Annotated in this window: 18 protein-coding genes; 8 read left to right on the forward strand and 10 right to left on the reverse strand. The window is 68.7% G+C overall.

From position 1 onward, the window contains the following. Positions 1–3: 3 nt before the first annotated feature. Positions 4–1,473 (reverse strand): phytoene desaturase family protein, encoded by a 1,470-nt coding sequence (locus tag OHS03_RS22385; RefSeq protein WP_328656788.1) that lies wholly within the window; start codon positions 1,471–1,473, stop codon positions 4–6. A gap of 186 nt (positions 1,474–1,659) precedes the next feature. Beyond that, entirely contained in the window at positions 1,660–2,247 is a 588-nt protein-coding gene (locus OHS03_RS22390) for a TetR/AcrR family transcriptional regulator (RefSeq protein WP_194826436.1), read from the reverse strand. Between the two features lie 109 nt (positions 2,248–2,356). On the opposite strand from OHS03_RS22390, the gene OHS03_RS22395 reads away from it, so the two are divergent. Both OHS03_RS22395 and OHS03_RS22400 read left to right on the forward strand, forming a co-directional pair. Continuing rightward, positions 2,357–2,773 carry a DUF4267 domain-containing protein gene (locus OHS03_RS22395; RefSeq protein WP_062992101.1) on the forward strand — a complete coding sequence of 139 codons (417 nt, stop codon included), beginning with the start codon at positions 2,357–2,359 and terminating at the stop codon, positions 2,771–2,773. A 73-nt stretch (positions 2,774–2,846) separates the two neighbouring features. Next, positions 2,847–3,065, forward strand: a complete 219-nt coding sequence (locus tag OHS03_RS22400; RefSeq protein WP_328656790.1) for a DUF4287 domain-containing protein — start codon at positions 2,847–2,849, stop codon at positions 3,063–3,065. 54 nt (positions 3,066–3,119) lie between these two features. Here the strand turns inward: OHS03_RS22400 and OHS03_RS22405 are convergent, their stop codons facing one another. Then, positions 3,120–4,484, reverse strand: a complete 1,365-nt coding sequence (locus tag OHS03_RS22405) for a cation:dicarboxylate symporter family transporter (protein WP_328656792.1) — start codon at positions 4,482–4,484, stop codon at positions 3,120–3,122. A 98-nt stretch (positions 4,485–4,582) separates the two neighbouring features. Here OHS03_RS22405 and OHS03_RS22410 point away from each other — a divergent pair, with 98 nt between their 5' ends. Next, positions 4,583–6,136 (forward strand): ATP-binding protein, encoded by a 1,554-nt coding sequence (locus OHS03_RS22410; protein WP_328656794.1) that lies wholly within the window; start codon positions 4,583–4,585, stop codon positions 6,134–6,136. Further along, positions 6,133–6,831, forward strand: a complete 699-nt coding sequence (locus tag OHS03_RS22415) for a response regulator (protein ID WP_056813112.1) — start codon at positions 6,133–6,135, stop codon at positions 6,829–6,831. Before OHS03_RS22410 ends, OHS03_RS22415 begins: the two co-directional genes overlap by 4 nt. Before the next feature lie 21 nt (positions 6,832–6,852). Here the strand turns inward: OHS03_RS22415 and OHS03_RS22420 are convergent, their stop codons facing one another. The 3 genes from OHS03_RS22420 to OHS03_RS22430 all read right to left on the reverse strand — a co-directional run bounded on the left by OHS03_RS22420 (position 6,853) and on the right by OHS03_RS22430 (position 10,417). Beyond that, on the reverse strand, positions 6,853–8,181 hold the full coding sequence (locus OHS03_RS22420; RefSeq protein WP_328664358.1) for a cytochrome P450: 1,329 nt from the start codon (positions 8,179–8,181) through the stop codon (positions 6,853–6,855). Positions 8,182–8,284: 103 nt separating this feature from the next. Then, the gene (locus OHS03_RS22425) at positions 8,285–8,998 is read right to left on the reverse strand and encodes a TIGR03089 family protein (protein WP_056813115.1); all 714 of its coding nucleotides are present in this window, start codon (positions 8,996–8,998) and stop codon (positions 8,285–8,287) included. A gap of 3 nt (positions 8,999–9,001) precedes the next feature. Further along, complete coding sequence (locus OHS03_RS22430; protein ID WP_407942520.1) at positions 9,002–10,417, reverse strand: LCP family protein; 1,416 nt, start codon at positions 10,415–10,417, stop codon at positions 9,002–9,004. A gap of 225 nt (positions 10,418–10,642) precedes the next feature. On the opposite strand from OHS03_RS22430, the gene rfbD reads away from it, so the two are divergent. Genes rfbD through manB form a run of 3 tightly spaced genes read left to right on the forward strand, consistent with a single transcriptional unit; the run spans position 10,643 to position 13,526 of the window. After that, positions 10,643–11,494, forward strand: a complete 852-nt coding sequence (gene rfbD, locus OHS03_RS22435; protein WP_328656796.1) for a dTDP-4-dehydrorhamnose reductase — start codon at positions 10,643–10,645, stop codon at positions 11,492–11,494. A gap of 53 nt (positions 11,495–11,547) precedes the next feature. Beyond that, positions 11,548–12,411 carry a glycosyltransferase family 2 protein gene (locus OHS03_RS22440; protein WP_194827139.1) on the forward strand — a complete coding sequence of 288 codons (864 nt, stop codon included), beginning with the start codon at positions 11,548–11,550 and terminating at the stop codon, positions 12,409–12,411. Between the two features lie 35 nt (positions 12,412–12,446). After that, the gene (gene manB / locus OHS03_RS22445) at positions 12,447–13,526 is read left to right on the forward strand and encodes a mannose-1-phosphate guanylyltransferase (protein WP_056813121.1); all 1,080 of its coding nucleotides are present in this window, start codon (positions 12,447–12,449) and stop codon (positions 13,524–13,526) included. A gap of 59 nt (positions 13,527–13,585) precedes the next feature. Here manB and OHS03_RS22450 read toward each other — a convergent pair whose 3' ends face one another. After that, a complete protein-coding gene (locus tag OHS03_RS22450) occupies positions 13,586–14,236 on the reverse strand; it encodes a nitroreductase family protein (protein WP_328656799.1) in 651 nt (216 codons plus the stop codon). A 67-nt stretch (positions 14,237–14,303) separates the two neighbouring features. Here OHS03_RS22450 and OHS03_RS22455 point away from each other — a divergent pair, with 67 nt between their 5' ends. After that, positions 14,304–14,678, forward strand: a complete 375-nt coding sequence (locus tag OHS03_RS22455; RefSeq protein WP_328656800.1) for a winged helix-turn-helix transcriptional regulator — start codon at positions 14,304–14,306, stop codon at positions 14,676–14,678. Here the strand turns inward: OHS03_RS22455 and OHS03_RS22460 are convergent. The 3 genes from OHS03_RS22460 to OHS03_RS22470 all read right to left on the reverse strand — a co-directional run bounded on the left by OHS03_RS22460 (position 14,671) and on the right by OHS03_RS22470 (position 21,638). Then, positions 14,671–16,248 carry a carboxylesterase/lipase family protein gene (locus OHS03_RS22460; RefSeq protein WP_328656802.1) on the reverse strand — a complete coding sequence of 526 codons (1,578 nt, stop codon included), beginning with the start codon at positions 16,246–16,248 and terminating at the stop codon, positions 14,671–14,673. The two genes, OHS03_RS22455 and OHS03_RS22460, sit on opposite strands and share 8 nt — an antisense overlap. Before the next feature lie 294 nt (positions 16,249–16,542). Continuing rightward, positions 16,543–20,298, reverse strand: a complete 3,756-nt coding sequence (locus OHS03_RS22465; RefSeq protein ID WP_328656804.1) for an ABC transporter ATP-binding protein — start codon at positions 20,296–20,298, stop codon at positions 16,543–16,545. After that, positions 20,295–21,638: an LLM class flavin-dependent oxidoreductase gene (locus tag OHS03_RS22470; protein ID WP_056813132.1), complete on the reverse strand. Its 1,344-nt coding sequence runs from the start codon at positions 21,636–21,638 to the stop codon at positions 20,295–20,297. Before OHS03_RS22470 ends, OHS03_RS22465 begins: the two co-directional genes overlap by 4 nt. Positions 21,639–21,643: the final 5 nt, after the last annotated feature.

A 21,643-nucleotide genomic window follows, 5' to 3' on the forward strand; every position in this document is an offset into this window, starting at 1 on the left:
CGGCTACCGGTAGGCGGGCTCCGCGCCGCGCAACAGGTCGAGCGGGTCGGTGACGATGCCGAAACGGTTGCGCAGCAGGTGTTGTGCCGCGTGCAGTCCCGACATCCCGTGCACACCGGGCCCCGGTGGGGTCGACGACGAGCACAGGTAGGTGCCCGGAATCGGGGTGGAATAAGGGTTCCAGCGGGCGAGCGGACGGAACAGGGTCTGGCGCGTGGACATCGCGCCCGCCGAGATATCGCCGCCGATGTAGTTGGCGTTGTGCGCGGGCATGAAAGCCGCCGGTCGCACATGTTTGGCGAGGATCAGATCGCGGAAGCCGGGCGCGAAGCGTTCGACCTGGTCGATCACCTGGTCGCTGATATCGCGATCGGTCCCGTTGGGGACGTGGGCATAGGTGTAGAAGGTGTGCTGTCCCTCGGGTGCTCGGGTGGCGTCGACCACGCCGGGCTGAATGGCCAGCACGAACGGCCGATCGGCGAACGCGCCGGTGGCGACCTGGTGTTCGGCGTGCATGGCTTCGGCTCTGGTACCGACCAGGTGCAGGGTGCCCGCCAGGTCGGCGCCCGGCGCGGCCCACGGCACCGGTCCCGACAGGGCGAAGTCGACCTTGCAGGCGGCGTTGCCGTACTGGAAACGTCCGAGGCCGTTGCGGTATCGCGACGGCAGACGGTCACCGGCGATGCGAAGGAGTTCGGCGGGCGAGGTGTCGAACAGCACCGCGCGGGCGGTGGCGAGTTCGGCGAAATCGTCGACCCGGTGCCCGGTGAGCACCTCCCCACCGAGGCTTTCGATTTCGGCGATCATCGCGTTCGGGATCGCCTGACTGCCGCCGCGCGGGATCACCCAGCCGCCCGCGTGCGCGAGGGTGCCGAGCAGCAGTGCCGCGCCTACCGCGGGGAAGGCGCGCGGTGAGGTGATGGCGTGGGCGGCCACACCGCTGAACATCGCGGGCGCCACGTCATCGCTGAAACGGTTGTCGGACAACGGGGACGCCTGTTCGAGCAGGCGGGTCGCGAACTTGATGCCCGTGCCGAAACGCAGCGGTGGATGTCGCAGATCCGACATGGCCAGCTCGACCACCTCGGGCCAGTGTTCGACCAGCGGCGCGAACAGCTCGCGCCATGCCCGGCCGTCGCGACCGAGGTCGGCGACGGTGGATTCGAGGTTGCGCCAAGCCAATCCGGCGATTCCACCGTCTAGCGGATGAGCGTAGGAGACGGTCGGGGTGAGCAGGTCGACGCCGTGCGCCGCGAGATCGAACGCGCGAAAGAACGGTGACGCCAACGCCATCGGATGCGCACCGGCACAGATGTCGTGATGGAAGCCGGGCAGGGTGAGCTCGGCGGTGCGCGATCCACCGCCTGCCTGCTCCTGCGCTTCGAGGACGCGTACCGACAACCCGGCGCGTGCGGCGATCACCGCCGCGGCAAGACCGTTCGGCCCCGACCCCACTACTACGACTTCCGCCATCCGCCGTCCCTTCGCCCTCGGCCGCTCTGCCGACCTGCGTCGTTACCTCCAACCTACGCGGAGCGGCGAGCCTGTCGCCGTGCGCTCGGTCACCCGGCAGGTTCGACACCGCGACAGCACCGCACCGAGCTACACCGCCGGACCGGTGTGGCGCGAGAGGGTTTCGAACAGCGGCGCCGGTCCCGCTCAGCTCGGGTCGACCGCCGCTTCGCTTGTTCCGTCGACCAGCAGGGTGATGCGCCGTTCGCGCAGTTCGGGGCGCAATCGGCCGTTTCGGTCGAGGGTGGCCAGGCCGTGCAGGGAAGCCCAGGCGACTTCGGTGCGGGCGCCGAGGTCGTCGCCCTCGGAGTAGGGGGCGAACATCGCCTCCAGGCCGCCGAAGGCATCGCGCAGGGGTTGTGGGGCGTCGAGGCCGAAGTTCAGGTCGGTCTTCTGCTGGAAGATGGCGTCGTAGCGGGCCGGGTTGGCGGTGGCGAAGTCGAGGTAGGCGCGCGCGACATTGGCGATCACCTCCGCATGGGTGGTCGCCGCTTCGCGGGCCAGCTTCAGTTGTTCGGCGAGCTCGACGCAACCTTGCAGGGCCACGGCGCCGACAATGGCCGCCTTGTTCGCGAAGTGACTGTAGAGCACGGGCTGGCTGTATTCGATGCGGTCGGCCAGTTTGCGGATGGTGACCGCGTCCCAGCCTTCCGCTTCGGCCATCTCGCGCGCGGTGTCGATGATCCGCTGATGCCGTTCGGCGCGTTCGCGTTCCTTGCGCTGCTGGGTGCTCATGCTCGAAATTCTAGCAGCGCTAGACAAGATAGCGAGGCTCTGGTTATGGTTCTCACAACACCTAGCGCCGCTAGATCTAAGAGCAAGCAACAAGATTCAGGAGCACCTCATGACCACCTCGCGCATCGCCACCGCCCTCTCCCTGCTCGGCGGGATCTTCATCATCTACGTCGGCATCAACTACCTCGTCGCCCCGGAGATGACGGCCGCGGGCTTCGGTCTCCCCGCTGTGCCCGAGGGCGACGCGGTGGCCTTCCTGAACCTCAAGGGCGTCCGCGACGTGGTGAGTGGCCTGGTGATCCTCGGCCTGCTGGCCACCAAGCAGCGCTTCGCGCTCGGCGTCGCCATGCTGGCCACCTCGCTCACGCCGTTCGGGGACATGGCCACCGTCCTGAGCTGGCACGGCTCCACCGCCACCGCGTTGGGCGTCCACGGCTTCACCGCCGTACTCGTCGCGCTCGCCGGCGTGCTGCTGATCCGCGAAAGCCGCGTGAGCGCGACGCAGCGCCCCCTCGTCGCGGCATGACCACACCAGCGATGAATTCCGCCCCACCGCACCGTCTTCACCGATAACGAACACCCATCGAGGAGAAACCACCATGGCGAACGCGCCGCACGGCCCCGCGTCCTACTTCCCCACCATCGAGACCGCGTACGGGCGCACCGTCGACGAATGGTTCACCCTGCTCGACGCGGCCGAGCCGACCGGGCACACGGCCCTGGTCACCTGGCTGAAGTCCGAGCACGGCCTCGGCCACGGTCACGCCACCGCCCTGGTGCAGTTCCACCTCAACCCCGGCAAGTGGTCCAGAATCTAGCCCTCCTGGAACCCGAAGGCCCCGCGATTCCTCATCGCGGGGTCTTCGACCGCCTCAGGACACCTCGACAGGCTGTGCCGGCACAGGTTTCGTGAGTTCGACGGGCTGATCCACTTCGTGGTCGTCGACCATCGTCTCCTCGTCGAACGGCAGTTCACGGTCGAGCACGCGGCGGGTCCGGTCGGCGTCGACGGTCTTGGTCCAGGTGCCGATGAGCAGCGTGGCCACCGCGTTGCCCGAGAAATTGGTCAGCGCACGGGCTTCCGACATGAAGCGGTCGATGCCGACGATCAGGCCGACACCGTCGAGCAGGTCGGGGCGATGGCTCTGCAGGCCGCCGGCGAGGGTGGCCAGGCCGGCGCCGGTGACGCCCGCGGCACCCTTGGACGCGATGATCATGAACAGCAGCAGGCCGATCTGTTCACCGAGCGCGAGCGGCTTGCCCATGGCGTCGGCGATGAAGATCGAGGCCATCGTCAGGTAGATGGCGGTGCCGTCGAGGTTGAACGAATACCCGGTCGGCACAACGACACCCACGGTGGTGCGCTCCACACCCGCGTGCTCCATCTTCGCGATCAGTCGCGGCAGCGCCGATTCCGACGACGAGGTCGCCACGATCAGCAGGTACTCACGCGACAGGTACCGGCACAGCTTCAGGATCGAGACGCCCGAGACCATCCGCAGGATCACGCCGAGCACACCGAACACGAACACCAGACACGTCAGATAGAACGCGATCATCAGTGTCGCCAACTGCACCACCGCCGACCAACCGGTGCGCCCGACCACGTTCGCGATCGCGCCGAACGCGCCGATCGGAGCCAGCCACAGGATCATCGACAGGATGCGGAACACCAGCTTCTGACCCAGCGCGACCGCGCGCAGGATCGGCGCCCCCGCATCGCCCATCGCCTGCACGGCGAACCCGACCAGCAGCGCGACGAACAGGGCCTGCAGCACGCTGCCCGCGGTGAGCGACGACACGAGCGTGGTCGGCACGATGTTCTGGATGAAGTCCCACGTGCCGCCCGCGCTGTGCGCCTGATCGGCGTATTTCGCACCCGCTCCCGAGGCGCTGACATCGAGTCCCTCACCCGGATCGATGAGGTTTCCGACCACGAGCCCGATGCCGAGCGCGACCGTCGACATCAGCAGGAAATAACCGATGGCCAGGCCACCGACCTTGCCCACGGTGGCGGCCGCGCGCACCGAACCGATGCCCAGCACGATCGTGCAGAAGATGACAGGTGCGATCATCATCTTGATCAGGTTCACGAACACGGTGCCCAGCGGCGCCAGTGACTGACCGAATTCCGGGGCCACCCGGCCGACAATGACGCCGGCCACGACGGCGATGATCACCGCGATGTAGAGCCAATGGGTATGGTCGCGTTTCCGTTGTCCGGTGGTTGAGCTCATGTCGACGAGCATGAGCAACTATTGTGACGGCCGTCACTTTGGTCCATAAGTTTCATATCGATGCATAACGTTCGAGAAATTCAGGTCGGAGGCAAGAGGTGCGACGAGGACGACTGTCGCTCGCGGGACAGGCCTTCGTATGGCAGTTGGTGGTGCTGGCGCTGCTGATCGCCGTCGGCACGATCCTGGCCGTGCTCGATGCCAGGCGCGATCATGACCTGGCCGCGGAAATGCAGGTCAGAGACGTGGCGGTGACGGTGGCGCGGTCGCCGTCGACCCTGGCCGCGGTGAACTCGCCCTACCCGAGCGGGCTGCTGCAACCGACCACCGAGCGGATCAGAGCGGCCACCGGCATGGACTTCATCGTCGTGATGGCGCCCGACCGCACCCGCTATACCCACACCAACCCCGACCTGATCGGCAAGCCGTTCGTCGGCAGCATCGATGGCGCGCTGGCAGGCCAGACCCTGACCGAGACGTTCACCGGCACCCTCGGCCCCTCGATCCGCGCGGTCACCCCGGTCTACGACAACGGCCGGGTGGTGGCGCTGGTCTCGGCCGGGGTCACCCGGGCCAAGATCAGCACCCAGGTGGCCTCCCAGCTGCCTCTGATCCTCGGGGTGGCCGCAGTAGGACTCGGGCTGGCCGCGCTGTCGTCGTTCCTGATCAGCCGCAGGTTGCGCCGCCAGACCCACGGTCTGGCGCCCGACGAACTGCGCGCGCTCTACGAACACCACGACGCGGTCCTGCACTCCGTGCACGAGGGGCTGGTGGTATTCGGCGCCCAGGCCGCGGCCGCGGAGGTGGTCAACGATCAGGCACGGACCCTGCTCGACCTGCCCGACGGTCCGGTCTTCCGCACCGACCTGCCCGTCTCGCTGCAACAGATGAGCGGGGGCGTGGTGCGCGACGAGACGCACGTGACCACCGACCGCATCCTGCTGGTCAATCAGGACCTGGTCAGCTGGGAGGGCCGCGACATCGGCACCGTGCTCACCATCCGCGATCAGACCGAACTGCGCTCGGTGCTCGGCGAGCTCGACTCGGTGCGTGGCTTCGCCGAATCGCTGCGCGCCCAGGCACACGAGGCGGCCAACCGGCTGCACACCGTGGTCACCATGGTCGAGCTGGGCCGCCCGGACGAAGCGGTGGCCTTCGCGACCGCGGAATTGCAGCTCTCGCAGGTGCTGATCGACCGTCTGCTGGCCGCCGTCGGCGACGCGGCACTGGCGGCGCTGTTGCTCGGCAAGGTCGACCAGGCCGCCGAACGCGGGGTGGGCCTGGCCATCAGCGAGGACACCGCGCTGGATTCCACCGATCCGCTGTCGGCGCACGAGACCGTCACCCTGGTCGGCAACCTGATCGACAACGCGATCGACGCGGCGGCGGGAACCGTCGACAAGCGCGTCGAGGTGTCGGTGTGTCATCGTGACGGCGCGCTGTGGGTCCAGGTGTCCGACAGCGGACCGGGTATGTCGGCCCAGATGTTCTCCCGGGCCGCCGAACGCGGCTACACCACGAAATCCGACCACGCGGGCCTCGGCCTCGCTCTGGTGCACCGCCTCGTCGACCGACATCGCGGCGCCATCACCACCACGGCCGCACCACACAGCGCGGTCATCGTTCGCATTCCGCTGAAGGAGACACCATGATCCGCGTGCTGATCGTCGAGGACGAGCCGTTGATCGCCCAGGCACATCGGGCCTATCTCGAACGGCTCGACGGTTTCGTCACCGGCGGGGTCGTGCACACCGGACGCGACGCACTGCGGGTGGCGGCCGAGGCGATCGCCGACGGCAATCCGTTCCACCTGGTGCTGATGGACATCGGACTGCCCGATATCAGCGGGCTCGATGTGGCCGCCGCGCTCAACGGACTGCAGCCGCGACCCGATGTCATCGCGATCACCTCGGCACGCGAGCTGAACATGGTGCGCAGCGCGGTGGCGCACGGCGTGGTGTTGTACCTGCTCAAGCCGTTCACCTTCGCCGCGTTCCGGGAGAAGCTGGAACGCTACCGCGGTTTCGACACCGCGCTGCCCGCGGGCGAGGCGGCGCTGTCGCAGTACGACATCGACCGCGCGCTCGGTGCGCTGCGCACCGCCGACCAGAAGGCCGGTGCGCCGAAAGGCGTTGTGCAGCACACCCTGGAGGAGGTGTCGCGGGCGGTGCGCTCGGTCGAATCGGGCATCACGGCCACCGATGCCGCCGCGGCCGTGGGTGTTTCGCGGATCACGGCGTGGCGGTACCTGGAGAAGCTCGCCGACGACGGATTGGCCGAACGCCGTGCCGACTACGGCCGGGCCGGTCGCCCGAAGACCCGCTACCGCTGGCGCACGAGCACGTAACCCGCTCGCACGCAACCGGACTCAGGCCGGACGGGACGCACCCGCCAGGTCTTCGGGCGCCGAGGTTCGCGCCACCGGGCCGAGGTCGATCGGCATGTGTTCGAAACCGTGCAGCGTGAACAGGTTTCGGCGCACCGGCTCGCCGCGCAGCCGCAGGTTCGGGTAGCGGGTGTAGAGCGCGCGCAGGGCGTGCACCGCTTCCATCCTGGCCAGGCTCGCGCCGAGGCAGGCGTGGATACCGCTGCTGAAGGCCACGTGCTCCTTGAGATTGGGCCGGTCGATGTCGAAGCGGTGCGGGTCGGGGAAGACCGCCGGGTCGCGGTTGGCCCCGGCCAGCGACAGGATGACCGTCGTCTCGGCCCGCACCAGGTAGCCCTCGACCTCGACATCCTCGAGCGCCTGGCGCGCGGTGGTCTGTACCGGCGGATCGAACCGCAGCGTCTCCTCCACCACATCGGGCCAGCGATCGGGGTCGTCCTGCGCGAGCGCGAGCTGATCGGGATGGGCCGACAGCGCGGCCACCGCGTTGCCGATCAGGTTGACCGTCGTCTCGAAACCCGCCCCCATCAGCAGACTCGCGCCCGCCTGCAATTCCGTCAGACTCAGATCGCCCGAACGGACCAGGGTGGACAGGATGTCCTCACCCGGCGCGCGGCGCAGCGTGGCGATGTGGTCGGCGAGGTATTCGTCCATGTCCTCGATCGCGCTCATCGCGGCGCGGTAGGTCCGCCATGACGTGCCGATGTCGAGCAGCGGCGTGACCTTGTCGCCCCATTCGAGGAACCTGTCCCGGTCCTGGGGTGGGAAGCCGAGCATCTCGGCGATGATCGCGATCGGCACCTTGGCGGCGAAATCGGTGATCAGGTCGACCGAGCCGTTCGCGGGCATCGCGTCGAGCAGTTCGGCCGTGACCACCTCCACGCGATCGCGCAGCCTGGCGACGGCGCGCGGGGTGAACGCCGAAGCCACCGGCTTGCGCATTCGCGTGTGCTCGGGCGGATTGATGACCAGCATCGACGGTGGCTCGACCGGATTGGGCGGCACCGTGACCCGTTCGGCGAGCTTGCGCCACGGGGCGGGCAGGTCGTTGCCGAGGGCGGGCCGCACCCCGAATCTGGGGTCGCGCAGGATCGCTCGGACCTGCTTGTGGTCGAACGCGGCGAGGGACAACGGCGTCCTGATCACTCCGCCCGACCCGCGCACCTCATCGATCAGCGGATAGGGATCGTGCAGACCCCGCCGGCCGCTGAGCAAGATCGCGAACGGATCGCCGCGACGGGCCTGCCAGCGCAGAATCGCTCGCGGCGCGCCGTGCTCGGCCGACCATCGAACCCAGTATTTAGCAATCATCGCCACCCCTGCCACTCTGCCGAAGTCTTGCTTCCACAGTACGGACGGGATGTGACACGCGACACGTCCCCGAGGTGGACCCGAACCTATACCTGGGTAGGAGTCAACGCCGGACGGTCACCTTCTCGGTGACAACTCGATGTTCGACACCGGCCGGATCGGGATTGACGACCTGCACCAGCGAAGCCCCGGCGAACAACACCGACACGAACCCGTCGACCACTTCCTCCACCGTCTCCCACGGCGTACTCGACAGCACCCGGTCGCCGGTGGAAAACCCTTGCAGCGCGGCGGATTTGCGGGCCATGGTCAGCACTTCGTTCACCGAGAGGCCGTCGAGCGCGGCCCGGAATCCGCCGGGCAGGAACTGATCGCCGTGCACGCGCACCGCGGTCGCGAAATCGGTGACGCCGACCGGCAGCTCACGCACCGGCGTTCCCATCGCGTCCAGCGACAGCACCGCCACCTCGCCGACACCGTCGGCGTCGTCGAGCCGGTCGGGGGTGACCAGCGCGAGGTCGGCATCGGGGTCGGGGGTGAGCACCACTTCGGTTCCGGCCCACCAGCATCCGAGCAGCACCGCGGCGGTCTGCCAGTGCGCGGGCAACAGCACCGCCACCCTGGCGCCGGGGGTGAGCGCGAATTCGTCGCGGATCAGGTTCGCGGTCTTGGCGGCCCAGTTGGCCAACGTCAGCCCGGAGAGTTCGATCCGCGCGCCGGTGGCGTCGTCGTACCAGGTGACGCGGGGTCCGGCGGGGTCGCGTTCGAGGATCGGGTCGAGGAGGGCGTCGGTCAGGGTGGAGTTCGGCTCACGCATGGGTCAATTCACACATTTCGGTCCGTTCTGGCCTGCGTCGATCGGCGGGGCGGGCGGTATCGGTGTCGCGGTCGCCGAGGATGTCGCGTCGAGATCGAACATGCCTGCCGCGGCCGAGCCGGGACCAGAGTAGTCGCTCGCCAATATCACGCTCACCGTATCCGCCGACACTGTCGCATCGGCGACCACCGTCAGGCCACCGAGCGCCTCGGCGACCGCCGCCGCCTTCGGGTCGTCGACATCGGCGACCAGCACGCGACTCGAGCTCACGGTGCCGCCGGTGTAGTTGCCGACCGTGCCTTCTTTGAATCCTTTGCCCGTCAACGCCGCCGACACCTTGCCCGCGAGTCCGGTGGCGCCACCCGCGTTGAGCACGCTCACCGTCACCGTCGAGGTGTCGATCTTCGGCGCGTCCTCTTGCTCCTTCTCCTCCCCCACGAGCCCGGCGACGAAACTCTGCACGGTCTTCGGGTCGACCTTGACCACCGACTCCCCCGCCGAGGTCATGCTGTTGAGGTCGGAGACGGGAATGGTCTCGAATTCCACCTTGCCGCCGGACAGATCCTTGAGCTGCTGCAGAAAGGCCAGCACGTCCCAGTCCTCGTCGAGCACGACGGTGCGCCCGACCGCCTCGCTGATCTCGCTGAGCTTGCCCGGATTGGCGAGGGTCTTGGCATTGAGCAGCTGGCCGACCAGCTGCGCCATGAACACCTGCTGACGCACGATCCGGTCGATGTCGCCGCGCTCGAGATCATGGCGCTGACGCACGAAACTCAAGGCCTCCTGACCGTCGAGGCGCTGGCGCCCGGCCGGGAAGTCCGCGCCCGACATCGGTTCGTCCACCGCCTGATTCAGGCACACCTCGACACCGCCGACCGAGTCGGTGAGCAGCACGAAGCCGAGCAGACTCACCTCGGCGTAGTGGTCGACGGTGATGCCGGTCAGGGTGGCCACCGATTTGATGAGGGCCTGTCGGCCCGCCTTCGTCGACGCGCGTTCGGCCTCGGCCTCGGACTTGCCGTCGGCGAGCAGTTCGGCGCGTTCGGTCTCCTTGGTCGAGCCGTACGCGGAGTTGATCTTGGCCTTGCCCTGGCCGCCGATATCGACGTAGGAGTCGCGCGGAATGGAGATCGCGGTGGCCGAGCGGCCGTCGTTGGGAACGCGGATCAGCACGATGGTGTCGGTATTGGTGCCCACCTCGTCGCCCGCGTGCAGCATGGCGCGTTCGGCGTTGGTGAGCGGGTTGCCGTGCGCGTCGGTGCGGCTGTCGACACCGACGAGCAGGATGTCGACCGCGCCGTCGCGCTCACCGCCGAGGCCGAGGCCGCCGATCCGGTCGATATTGGCGATCAGGTTGTCGACACTGCGCCAAGCGAATCCGGTGAGTGCCAGCACCAGCACGGCCGAGATCGCCACCATCAGTTTGGCCGGACCGAAGGCGCCCGCGGGCGCGCTGACCGGTCTTGTCGACTCTCGCACTCGTGCATCCTCTCGACGAACTCCGCGCCCGGACAGCTGCACCCCCGGCAAACACCGCCTAGTCATCAGCCCGGGCTCGTCCACGGACACCGGCTTGCACAGGCTAACCAACAGTTACCACACTCGGGCCCAACCACAGGTGTCCCGGCGTGCCAGACTGGCCGCGTGAATGCCGATTTCCGCGCCCCCGCTCCGCTGATCGTAACCGGCGCGCGTGGCCTGCTGGGGCGAGAGATCCTGCGCCTGGCGCCCGCTGCGCGTGGCCTCGGGCGGGCCGATCTCGACATCACCGACCGCACCGCCGTCGACGCCGCCCTCACGCCCGGCGCCGTGGTGATCAACTGCGCGGCCTACACCGCGGTGGATGCCGCGGAAACCGATGTCGAGGCCGCCTTCGCCGCCAACGCGACCGGGCCCGCGGTACTCGCCGCCGCCTGCGCCGCGGCGGGCGCGCGGCTGATCCACGTGTCCACCGACTACGTCTTCCCCGGGACCGCGACGACACCGTATGAACCCGGCGACCCGACCGGACCGACCTCGGTCTACGGACAGTCCAAGCTCGCCGGCGAGCGAGCCGTGCTCGAACTGGGCGCCCACGTCGTGCGCACCGCCTGGGTGTACGCCGGTGTCGAGGGGGATTTCGTCGCGACCATGCGCAGGCTGGAGGCCGAACGCGACACCGTCACCGTGGTGAACGACCAGCTCGGCTCCCCCACCAGCGCCGCCGACCTCGCCGCCGCGCTGCTGGAACTGAGCACCCGACCCGACGCACCCACTGTGCTGCACGCCACCAATTCCGGCACCGCCACCTGGTTCGACCTCGCCGCAGCGGTTTTCACCGACCTCGGCGCCGACCCGAACCGGGTACTGCCGTGCGCGTCCAGCGAATTCCCCAGACCCGCACCGCGCCCGGCGTATTCGGTGCTCTCTCCCGCGGCCTGGGACGGAGCCGGCCTCACCCCGCTTCGCTCCTGGCGTATCGCACTCACCGACACACTGAGCCGGTTGTCCGACTAGGCTCCGCAGTCGTGAACGCAGCAGACTCAGCCGATTCTCCAGCCCCCGCCGGCATTGCCGTGGTCACGGTGACCTATTCACCGGGTGAGCACCTCGAGCACTTCATCACCACCCTGGCCGACGCGACCACCGAGAAGCCGCAGGTGATCCTGGCCGACAACGGCTCGACCGACGGCGTCCCCGAACTCGTCGCCGAGGCCAACTCGCACGTGACCCTGCTGCACACCGGCGGCAATATCGGCTACGGCGGCGCCATCAACCGCGCCGTCGCCGAGATCGATCCGTCGATCGAGTTCGTGATCCTGGCCAACCCGGACATCCGCTGGGGCGTCGACTCCATCGACAAGATGCTCGAGGCGGCGAAGCGCTGGCCGCGCGCGGGCGCTTTCGGGCCGATGGTCCGTGAGCCCGACGGCAGTATCTACCCGTCCGCGCGCCGCGTCCCCGGCCTGGCCGACGGCGCGGGCCACGCGATCCTCGGCTCGGTCTGGCCGAAGAACCCCTGGTCGATGCGCTACCGCCAGGAGAACGAGCAGATCTCCGAGCGGGTGGTCGGCTGGCTGTCCGGCTCCTGCCTGCTGGTGCGCCGCGCCGCGTTCGACACCATCGACGGTTTCGACTCGCGCTACTTCATGTATATGGAGGACGTGGACTTCGGCGACCGCATGGGCAAGGCGGGCTGGCACAATGTATTCGTCCCGGACGCCGAGGTGACCCACGCCAAGGGGCACGCCGCGGGCAAGCATCCCGAACTGATGCTGCCCGCCCACCACGCCAGCGCGTACCGCTTCCAGGCGGACCGGCATCCGCACTGGTGGCAGGCGCCGTTGCGGGTCGCGCTGCGGGCCGGACTTGCGGTTCGCTCCCGGATTGCGGTTCGATCGGCGCTGCGCGAGAAAGCGCGAACCGGCGCCTGAGTAGGCGCCGGTCCACTGTGAACAGGGGAAACTCGATGGCAGGCAATGCAGGCACCGACGCGGTCATCCTCGTCGGCGGCCAGGGCACGCGGCTGCGTCCGCTCACCCTCTCGGCGCCCAAGCCCATGCTGCCGACGGCCGGGCTGCCGTTCCTGACCCACCTGCTGGCCAGGATCGCCGAGGCCGGGATCACCCACGTGGTGCTCGGCACCTCCTTCAAGGCCGAGGTCTTCGAAGAGCACTTCGGTGACGGCTCCGAGCTGGGGCTGGACCTGGAGTACGTGACCGAGACCGAACCGCTGGGCACCGGCGGCGGTATCCGCAATGTCCTGCCCAAGCTGCGCGCGGACAACGTGATGGTGTTCAACGGCGACGTCCTCGGCGGCACCGACCTGGGCGCGATCCTCGACACCCACGAGTCGACCAACGCCGACGTCACCCTGCACCTGGTCCGCGTCAGCGACCCGCGCGCCTTCGGCTGCGTGCCGACCGACGACAGCGGCCGGGTCACCGCGTTCCTGGAGAAGACCCAGGATCCGCCGACCGACCAGATCAACGCCGGTTGCTATGTGTTCCGCCGCGAATACATCGAGAAGATCCCCAGCGGTCGTCCGGTCTCGGTGGAGCGCGAGGTCTTCCCCGCGCTGCTGGCCGAGGGCGCCCGCGTGCAGGGCCACGTCGACGCCTCCTACTGGCGCGACATGGGCACCCCGGAGGACTTCGTGCGCGGCTCCGCGGACCTGGTCCGCGGAATCGCTCCCTCCCCCGCGCTCCCCGGCCAGCGTGGTGAGTCCCTCGTCCATCCCGGCGCGGGTGTGGCGCCGGGCGCGCTGCTCATCGGCGGGACCGTGGTCGGTCGCGGCGCGGAAATCGGTGCGGGTGCGCGACTGGACGGCGCGGTGATCTTCGACGGCGCGGTGGTCGAGGCAGGCGCGACGGTCGAACGCTCCATCATCGGCTTCGGGGCACGCATCGGTCCCCGCGCACTGGTGCGCGACGGGGTGATCGGTGACGGCGCCAACGTCGGCGCCCGCTGCGAACTCCTGCGTGGCGCCCGCGTGTGGCCCGGCGTGGTCATCCCCGACGGCGGCATCCGCTTCTCCACCGACGTCTGATCCGTACGACGCCGGGTCCCCGCCGACTTCCCTCGGCCGGTGGCCCGGCGTCGTGCTGTTCACCCGAGCCCGTACGCCTCACGGAAGACAGTGCGCTCCCTGGCTCGACGACCCGGATGAATGCGTCGCTCGGCCGGATGACCGACCGCCATCAGCAGCGCGACCGCGAGATCGTCACGATCGCCGATCCCGATCGTCTTCTTCACCTTCGCTTCGTCCCAGCCGTTCATCGGTGCGGTGGCAAGGCCCAACTCGGTGGCCGCCAGCATCACATAGGTCGCCGCGATCATCGCGTCCTTGACCGCGTATTCACGCAGCAGCCCCCGCCGGGCGAGATCGTCCTGGAACTCGTGTGATGCCGTGGCGAACATCGCGACGAACTCCTCGGACCACGCGCCGTTGCCGCGGGCCTGGTCGTACACGTCGCTGTGGTCCTCGCGCCAGGACTCCGGTTCGGCGACGAAGACCAGCATCAGCGGCGCCTCCAGCGCTTGGGGTTGGCCACCGGTCGCCCAGGCCAGACCGGCCCTACCCGCCTCGCTCGTGACCGCGACAATGGCCCGGTCCTGCAGGTTCCAGCTGGTCGGCGCCTCGATGGCGAGATCGAGCAGCGCCTCGAGATCGGTCGCCGAGACCGGATCCGGACGGTAGTGGCGGACAGTGCGTCGGGTGCGGATCGCTTCGGCGACCGACAAGGTCTTGGATGTCATGCACCAACTATCGGAGAGTCACTCTCTATTGGGAAGTAGGCACTAAATAGTGCGTTACTATCCCTCCATGACGACCTTCGTGGAGTCCTCCGGCCTGCCCGCCGACGCCTACTCGGCGAAGTGCCCGACCCGCCAGGTGCTCGATCACATCGCGGGCAAATGGACGATTCTGGTGGTGGACGCACTCCTCGACGGCACGCAGCGCTACACCGACCTCAGCCGACGGATCGAGGGCGTTTCCCAGAAAATGCTCACCCAGACGCTGCGCGGTCTCGAAGCCGACGGATTCGTCACGCGCACCGTCTATCCCACCATTCCGCCCAGGGTCGAATACGAACTCACCGCGCTGGGTCGCAGCCTCGCCGAACCGATCACCGCGCTGCGGCAGTGGACCGAAACCCACATCAACGAGATCGAACGCGCCCGCGCCGCCGCTAGCTGAAGCCGACGGCTTGGTCGCCCCAGGCGGTGTGCAGGTCGGCGTCCGGGTTGTCCACGATGCGGTCGATGGTGTCGATGAGCAGGGTGGTGCGGGCGGCGGGGCGGTAGTGGGGCCAGTGTTTGGAGCCGTCGAGCGCGGCGGGCACGCTGTGTTCGGCGAAGGCCAACCAGCGGCGCTGCATGCGGCCCGAGACCGCGAGCGAGGCTTTGCGCCCGCCCAGCCAGAAGGTGGGGTCGTGGTTCAGGGTGCCGAAATTGCCGAAGACATAAGGTAATTCGGTGGCGTGACCCGCTCCGACCCTGGCCGCCTTCAACATCGGGGTGGCGTAGTCGAAGCGATACATCCAGGTCGGTGAATGTTGGGCATGTCCCTCGGCTACCCAGGCCGCGGGCATCCGGAACGCCGCGTCAGTAGACATCGCCAGTGCCCCACGGGTTTTGGTGAGGTCGGGGTAGGCCGAGGTGATCTCGGCGATCCGCTCGGGCGCCATCTCCGGATGGGAGGCGGCGACATCGCGCAGCATCGCGTTCACCGCGTCGGGCGTCACCGGCATGATCGGCGAGCGCAGCACCCGGAACAGCGACGCCTCATCGCGATTGGTGCCGATCAGCAACGGCACTCGGTGCGAACGTCCCTGCTGGAATCGGTCGATCGGGTAGCCCGGCAACAGATTTCCGTCGACCACCGGCGCCGCGGCGAGCCTGCCCGGTTCCTTGATCGGCACCTCGTCCAGCAGCACCGCCCCGACCTCGACCAGCCGTTCGATCGGCAACTCCAGCAGCCGATTCGTCTCGCCCGGCCCGAGTTCGAGCAGCTCCAGATAGCGCTGCCCGACGACCGCGGCTCGCTCCTGTCCGAAAACCGTAGTGGCGGGCGGACTCTGGGCAATCGCCTTGTGGAACAGTCCCGCCGCGGCGGGTGAGGTGAGCAGCGCGGTCACGCATCCCGCGCCCGAGGACTCCCCGAAGAGGGTCACATTGCCCGGGTCGCCGCCGAACGCGGCGATATTGTCGCGCACCCACGCCAGCGCGGCGAGCTGATCGTGCAGGCCGAGGTTCGCGGTGAACTGCTCACCGAACGAGGACAGGTCGAGGAAGCCGAGCACTCCGTGTCGATAGTTCACCGACACGACCACCACGTCGCCCGCCTCGGCGAGCTTGCGTCCGTCGTAGATGGTCTGGGCGGCGGTGCCGAGACAGTAGGCGCCGCCGTGCAACCAGACCATCACCGGGCGCGGTTCCTCGTCGCTCGGCTCTGGCCGCGGCGACCAGACATTGACCCACAGGCAGTCCTCGCCCATCTGCAGGTCGGAATCCACCGGCACCATCGCACCCATGGCCTGCGGTGCGATATCGCCGAAGACCACGCACTCGCGCACCCCGTCCCATGGCTTCGGGGGCTCGGGCACGGCGAATCGGGCGGGCCCGGCGGGCGCGGCAGCGTAGGGAATGCTGCGCCATACCGCGACCGGCCCATCCCAGGTTCCACTGACCAGTCCGTAGTCGGTCTGCGCCAGTGGGTCGGCATCGCTGGCCCGCGTGTCCGGATCGAAATCGGGCTGAATGCTCATCGCACACCTCCTAGCCGGCACGACCGCACGGGTACCTGTGTATTTGCTCCCGCTGGTCGCAGCACCTGGTGACTTCCTACGAGAGTACGTGCGAACCGCCCGAACGCGCGCTCTACGCGCCATTTCCGCAGGTAACAGTTACTCCGCGGTACAGCAGAACGCCCCGTTTCGCGGCATCACACGGCGGTCAGGGTGAATTCGGCGACGAATGAGGACCCGTCCGGTCTCCAGGAAAGCCGGGGTCGGCTGCCATCCGGATCTCGCCACACCGGATGACAGCCGACCTCGCGTCGGTTAGCTGGAAATCCGCTGCGCTTCGTCGCCGACGTAGGCGGCCCACAGCCGCCGATACGGGCCGTCGACGCCGACCAGCTCGGCATGGGCGCCGACCTGCACCAGCTTGCCCGCGCCGACCACCGCGATCAGATCGGCGTCGGCGGCGGTGGCGAGCCGATGCGCGACGACGATCGTGGTGCGGCCCGCGGTCAGCACGTCCACCGCGGCGCGCACGCGTGCCTCGGTGGCCAGATCCAGTGAGGCGGTGGCCTCGTCCAGGATGAGGATGTCGGGATCGATCAGCTGTGCCCTGGCCAGCGCGAGCAGCTGACGCTGGCCCGCCGACAGACTGCGCCCGTGCGCCCCGATCGGCTGGTAGTAGCCGTGTTCGAGCGCCGCGATCATCTCGTGCGCCCCGACCGCACGGGCGGCCCACTCGATCTCGGCGGGCTCGGCCTCGGGATTGCCGTAGGCGATGGCCTCGCGCACGGTGTCGCCGAACAGGAACGGCTCCTGCGGGACGACGCCGAGGCGTTTGCGGAAATCGCGCAGCCGGAACCGGCGGATGTCGACCCCGTCGACGAGCACCGCGCCCTCGGTCGGGTCGTAATACCTGGCGAGCAGCTTGACCAGGGTCGACTTGCCCGCGCCGGTCTCACCCACCAGCGCGACCTTCTGGCCCGGCTCGATCCGCAGGTCGAGCCCGTCGAGCACGGTGCGCGCGCGCGACGAGTACCCGAAGCTCACCGCGCGCAGTTCGATCGCCCCCTCGAGGCTGGTCACCGGGAGCGGATCGGCGGCTTCCGGCGTGTCGACCGGAGTGCGCAGCAGCTCACCGATGCGGTCGACACCGACCACCGCCTGCTGATAGCTGTCGAATACCTGCGAGAGCTGCTGGATCGGGGCGAAGAGCAATTCGATGTAGAGCAGGAACGCGATCAGCGTGCCCGCGGTGAGCACGTCGTCGCGGACTTGGTGCACACCCACGGCGAGCACCGCGGCCGTGGCGATCACCGACATCAGTTCGATGCACGGGAAGAACACCGCCATCAGCACCTGCGAGCGCAGCCGCGCGTTGCGGTAGGCCCACGACCGGCTCTCGAACTCGCTCTGGTTCACCGACTCCCGGCGGAACGCCTGGGTGACGGTGATGTTGTCGACGTTCTCCTGCAGGTAGGCGTTGACCGCGCTCACGCGCTCTCTGGCCAGGTTGTACGCGGGCACCGACGCACGCCGGAAGGCCACGGTCGCCACGCCGAGCACCGGCAGCAGCACGAGGACGACCACGGCGAGCCCGGCATCGATCACCAGCAGCGCGGCGACCACGCCCGCGATGGTGACCGTGCTGGTGAGCGCGGTGGCCAGGCCGGTCTGCAGGAACGCCGACAGCCCGTCCACGTCGGTGGTCATCCTGGTCATGATCCGGCCGCCGAGCTCGCGCTCGTAGTACTGCAGACCGAGGCGTTGCAGGTGGGCGAAGGTCTTCACGCGCAACCCGTAGAGCAGTCGCTCGCCGACCCGCCCCGTGACCCGCACCTGGGCGACGCTGATCGCCCAGTCCACCACCACGACCACGATCGCCAGCGCGGCCGCGCCGATCACCACGTCGCGCGCACCGGCCAGCACACCGTGGTCGATGCCGTAGCGCACCAGGAACGGGATCAGCACCTGGGCGATGGCATCGAGTCCGACCAGCCCGAGCCCGGCGAGCAGCGGCCAGGTGAACGGGCGCAGCAGTCGCGGCAGGGAGAAGGCGGTGTCGGGAGTATGGGAGAACGACGGGTCGACCTCGGGTTCCCCGGAGACCGGCGGCAGCCGATCGAGCAGGGCCACGATATCGCCGCTCGGTGGCGCGCTCGCCATCATGCCCCCGCCCACGCCACCGGCCGGACCCGCGGGCGCACCCGCCGATCTGCGCGCGAACGCCTTGGCCAGATGCTCCATGGTGCGGTCGTCGTCGGAGTCGACTTCCGGCGCCACCCAGAGTTCCTCGGTGGCGACGCGGGTGGTGTCGCGGTGTGGATCGGTGCCGATGCCGACGACCTCCGGCGGGGTGAACAGGGCACGGAACAGCTCACCGGACTGCTGTAGTTCACGCAGCGTGCCGAGTTCGGCGACGCGTCCGCCGTCGAGGACAGCGACCCGATCGGCGAGCGAGAGCGTCGAGATCCGGTGCGCGACAACAATGGTTGTGCGCTTGCGCAGCTCGGCGCCGATCCGCTGGTAGATCTGCTCCTCCACCTGGGCATCGATGGCCGAGGTCGCGTCGTCGAGCACCAGCACCGGCGCCTCGGTGAGCAGGGCGCGGGCCAGGGCGATGCGCTGACGCTGCCCGCCCGAGAGTCGTTGTCCCCGTTCACCGATGGTGGTGTCGATGCCCTGCGGCAGCGCGGTGACGAACTCGTCGGCGGCGGCGAGATACAGCGCGTGCCAGACCTGTTCGTCGCTCGCGTCGGGCCTGCCGTAGGCGACATTGGCGCGGATCGAGTCGGCCATCAGGTGCGTGTCCTCGAAGACCATCGCCACCTGAGCGCGCGGGTCGGGCAGCTCGCGCAGATCGACGCCGTCGAAAAGCACCGCGCCGGAATCGGGTTCGAGCAGCGCGGGCAACAGCGACACCAGGATCGTCTTGCCGCTGCCCGCCCCGCCCGCGATGGCGACGGTCTCGCCGGAACCGATCCGCAGATCGAGGCCGTTCAGGATCGGGGTGTCGTCGAAACCGAAACCGACCCCGTCGAATTCGATCGACGGCGGCTCGGCGGCTTCGGCCCCGTCTTGCGCGCCGGCGCCTCGCGTCCCCGCCGCACCAGGCACCGCGCCCGCATCGTCGGGCGCTTCGATCACCTCGCGCACCCGGTCCAGTGACGCCTTGCCCTGCTGACTCACGGTGAGCAACATCGAGAACTGCCGCACCGGACCGACGAACGCGCTCAGATAGGTCATGAACGCGAGAAACGTGCCGAGCGTGATGGATTGACGCAGCGCGAGCAACCCGCCGACGACCAGGATCAACGCCTGCCCCGCCGCGGGCACCGCCTGCACCACCGGGGTGAACCGGCTGGTGATCCGGGCGACCCGCAACCGCGACCGATAGAGCACGCGCGCACGCGCACTCAGCTGCTCCAGTTCGTACTGCTCCTGCCCGAAGCCCTTCACCACCCGCACACCGGCCACCGCGGCCTCGACCTGCATCGCCACCTCGGCGGCCCGCGCCTGCGCGTCCCAGTTCGCGGGGAACAGCTGCCGCTGACTGCGCCGGGTGACGATCCACAGCCCCGGCAGCACGACCAGCGCGATCAGGGACAGCGTCGGTGACATCACCGTCATCAGCACCAGCACCGCGAACAGCAGCGCCACATTGCCCGCGATCATCGGAATGAGCTGCAGGAACATCTGGATCAACGTGACATCGGTGATCGCCCTGCTCACCACCTGCCCGGTGCGCAACTGCGCCTGCTCGCGCCCGTTGAGCCGCAGCAGCGCGGCGAACAGGTCACGGCGCAGGTCGTGTTGCACCCCCAACGACAGTTCCGAGGAGGCCACCCGGCGCGCGTACGACGACCCGAACCTGGCCGCGCCGATCACCAGCAACAGCACCACCCACGGCGTCACCGAGGCCGCGGTGGCGCTGAGCGTGTCGACCACATGCCGCACCACCAGCGGCAGCGCCGCGGTGAGCAGCGCCGCCGCCAACGCACCGGTGTAGCTGATGATCACCAGCCGCCGGTGCTCGAGACAGCGGCGGGTCAGGTAGCGGATCCAATCCGATCTCATCGGGCGGCCACGAGCGCGTCCGCGTCATCGAACTGGTTGGCCGGGCGCGCGAGACCGTAGTGGCCGCGCAGCGTGGTCTCGGTGTACTCGGTGCGGAACAGGCCGCGCTCCTGCAGGATCGGGACAACCTCGTCGACGAAGCGCTCCAGACCCGACGGCAGCACCGCGGGCATGATGTTGAAGCCGTCGGCCGCGCCCTGACGGAACCAGTCCTCGATGGCGTCGGCCACCTGGACCGCGGTGCCCGCGAAGGTGCGGTGCCCACGGCCGCCGCCGAGTCGGGCGATCAGCTCACGCAGGGTGAGTCGTTCGCGCCGAGCCAGATTCACGATCAGCGTGAAGCGGCTCTTCGCGCCCTCGATGTCGTCCTCGGTGGGCAGGTCCTCGGGCAGTTCGCTGTCCAGATCGAGCTCATCGATGGGCAGCTTGAAACGCTCGGCGAGCTGCTTGCGCGCGTACTCCGGCGAGATCAGCCGGGCCAGTTCCTCGTCCAGCTCCCTGGCCTGTTCCTCGGTGTCGCCGATGATCGGGACGATGCCGGGCAGGATCTTGATGGACTCCGGGTCGCGGCCCGCGGCGACGGTGCGGGCCTTGAGATCGGTGTAGAAGGCCTTGGCGTCGTCGAGGGTCTGCTGCGCGGTGAACACGGCCTCGGCGTAGCGGGCGGCGAATTCCTTGCCGTCCTCCGACGATCCGGCCTGCACCAGCAGCGGATAGCCCTGCGGGGAACGCGGCAGGTTCAATGGACCGTCCACCCGGAAGTGCTCGCCGTGGTGCAGGATCTTGCGCACCTTCGAGGCATCGGTGTGGATGCCGAGTTCCTTGTCGGCCAGCACGGCGTCGTCGTCCCAGCTGTCCCACAGTTTCGTTGCCACGTCGACGAATTCGGCCGCCTTCTCATACCGCAGCCGGTGATCCGGGGTGTCGTCGAGACCGAAGTTGCGGGCCGCGTCGGCGCCCGCGGTGGTGACGATGTTCCAGCCTGCCCGGCCGTTGCTCGCCCAGTCCACGGAGGCGAAGCGGCGGGCGAGGTTGAACGGGTCGTTGTAGCTGGTGGACGCCGTGGCGATGAGACCGATCCGGCTGGTCTGCACGGCGACCGCTGTCAGGATGACGGTCGGTTCGAGCTTGCCGCTCGGCCTGCGGCCGGGGTCACCCATCAGCACCGGGCTGTCGGCGAAGAAGATCGAGTCGAGCTTGCCGCGCTCGGCGGTCTGGGCGAGGCGGACGTAGTAGTTGATGTCGGTGTGGGCGTGCGGATCGCTCTCGGGCAGCCGCCAGGCCGCTTCGTGGTGGCCGACCGACATCAGGAAAGCGTTGAGGTGCAGGTGTTTCGACATGTGAA

This window comes from Nocardia salmonicida, from assembly GCF_036142455.1.
Lineage (GTDB): Bacteria > Actinomycetota > Actinomycetes > Mycobacteriales > Mycobacteriaceae > Nocardia > Nocardia salmonicida.

Bases quoted from the DNA above. Each gene is read 5' to 3' on its own strand.
- OHS03_RS22385 (WP_328656788.1), bottom strand. From the start codon at position 1,473: ATGGCGGAAGTCGTAGTAGTGGGGTCGGGGCCGAACGGTCTTGCCGCG.
- OHS03_RS22390 (WP_194826436.1), bottom strand. From the start codon at position 2,247: ATGAGCACCCAGCAGCGCAAGGAACGCGAACGCGCCGAACGGCATCAG.
- OHS03_RS22395 (WP_062992101.1), top strand. From the start codon at position 2,357: ATGACCACCTCGCGCATCGCCACCGCCCTCTCCCTGCTCGGCGGGATC.
- OHS03_RS22400 (WP_328656790.1), top strand. From the start codon at position 2,847: ATGGCGAACGCGCCGCACGGCCCCGCGTCCTACTTCCCCACCATCGAG.
- OHS03_RS22405 (WP_328656792.1), bottom strand. From the start codon at position 4,484: ATGAGCTCAACCACCGGACAACGGAAACGCGACCATACCCATTGGCTC.
- OHS03_RS22415 (WP_056813112.1), top strand. From the start codon at position 6,133: ATGATCCGCGTGCTGATCGTCGAGGACGAGCCGTTGATCGCCCAGGCA.
- OHS03_RS22420 (WP_328664358.1), bottom strand. From the start codon at position 8,181: ATGATTGCTAAATACTGGGTTCGATGGTCGGCCGAGCACGGCGCGCCG.
- OHS03_RS22425 (WP_056813115.1), bottom strand. From the start codon at position 8,998: ATGCGTGAGCCGAACTCCACCCTGACCGACGCCCTCCTCGACCCGATC.
- OHS03_RS22430 (WP_407942520.1), bottom strand. From the start codon at position 10,417: ATGGTGGCGATCTCGGCCGTGCTGGTGCTGGCACTCACCGGATTCGCT.
- manB (WP_056813121.1), top strand. From the start codon at position 12,447: ATGGCAGGCAATGCAGGCACCGACGCGGTCATCCTCGTCGGCGGCCAG.
- OHS03_RS22450 (WP_328656799.1), bottom strand. From the start codon at position 14,236: ATGACATCCAAGACCTTGTCGGTCGCCGAAGCGATCCGCACCCGACGC.
- OHS03_RS22455 (WP_328656800.1), top strand. From the start codon at position 14,304: ATGACGACCTTCGTGGAGTCCTCCGGCCTGCCCGCCGACGCCTACTCG.
- OHS03_RS22460 (WP_328656802.1), bottom strand. From the start codon at position 16,248: ATGAGCATTCAGCCCGATTTCGATCCGGACACGCGGGCCAGCGATGCC.
- OHS03_RS22465 (WP_328656804.1), bottom strand. From the start codon at position 20,298: ATGAGATCGGATTGGATCCGCTACCTGACCCGCCGCTGTCTCGAGCAC.
- OHS03_RS22470 (WP_056813132.1), bottom strand. From the start codon at position 21,638: ATGTCGAAACACCTGCACCTCAACGCTTTCCTGATGTCGGTCGGCCAC.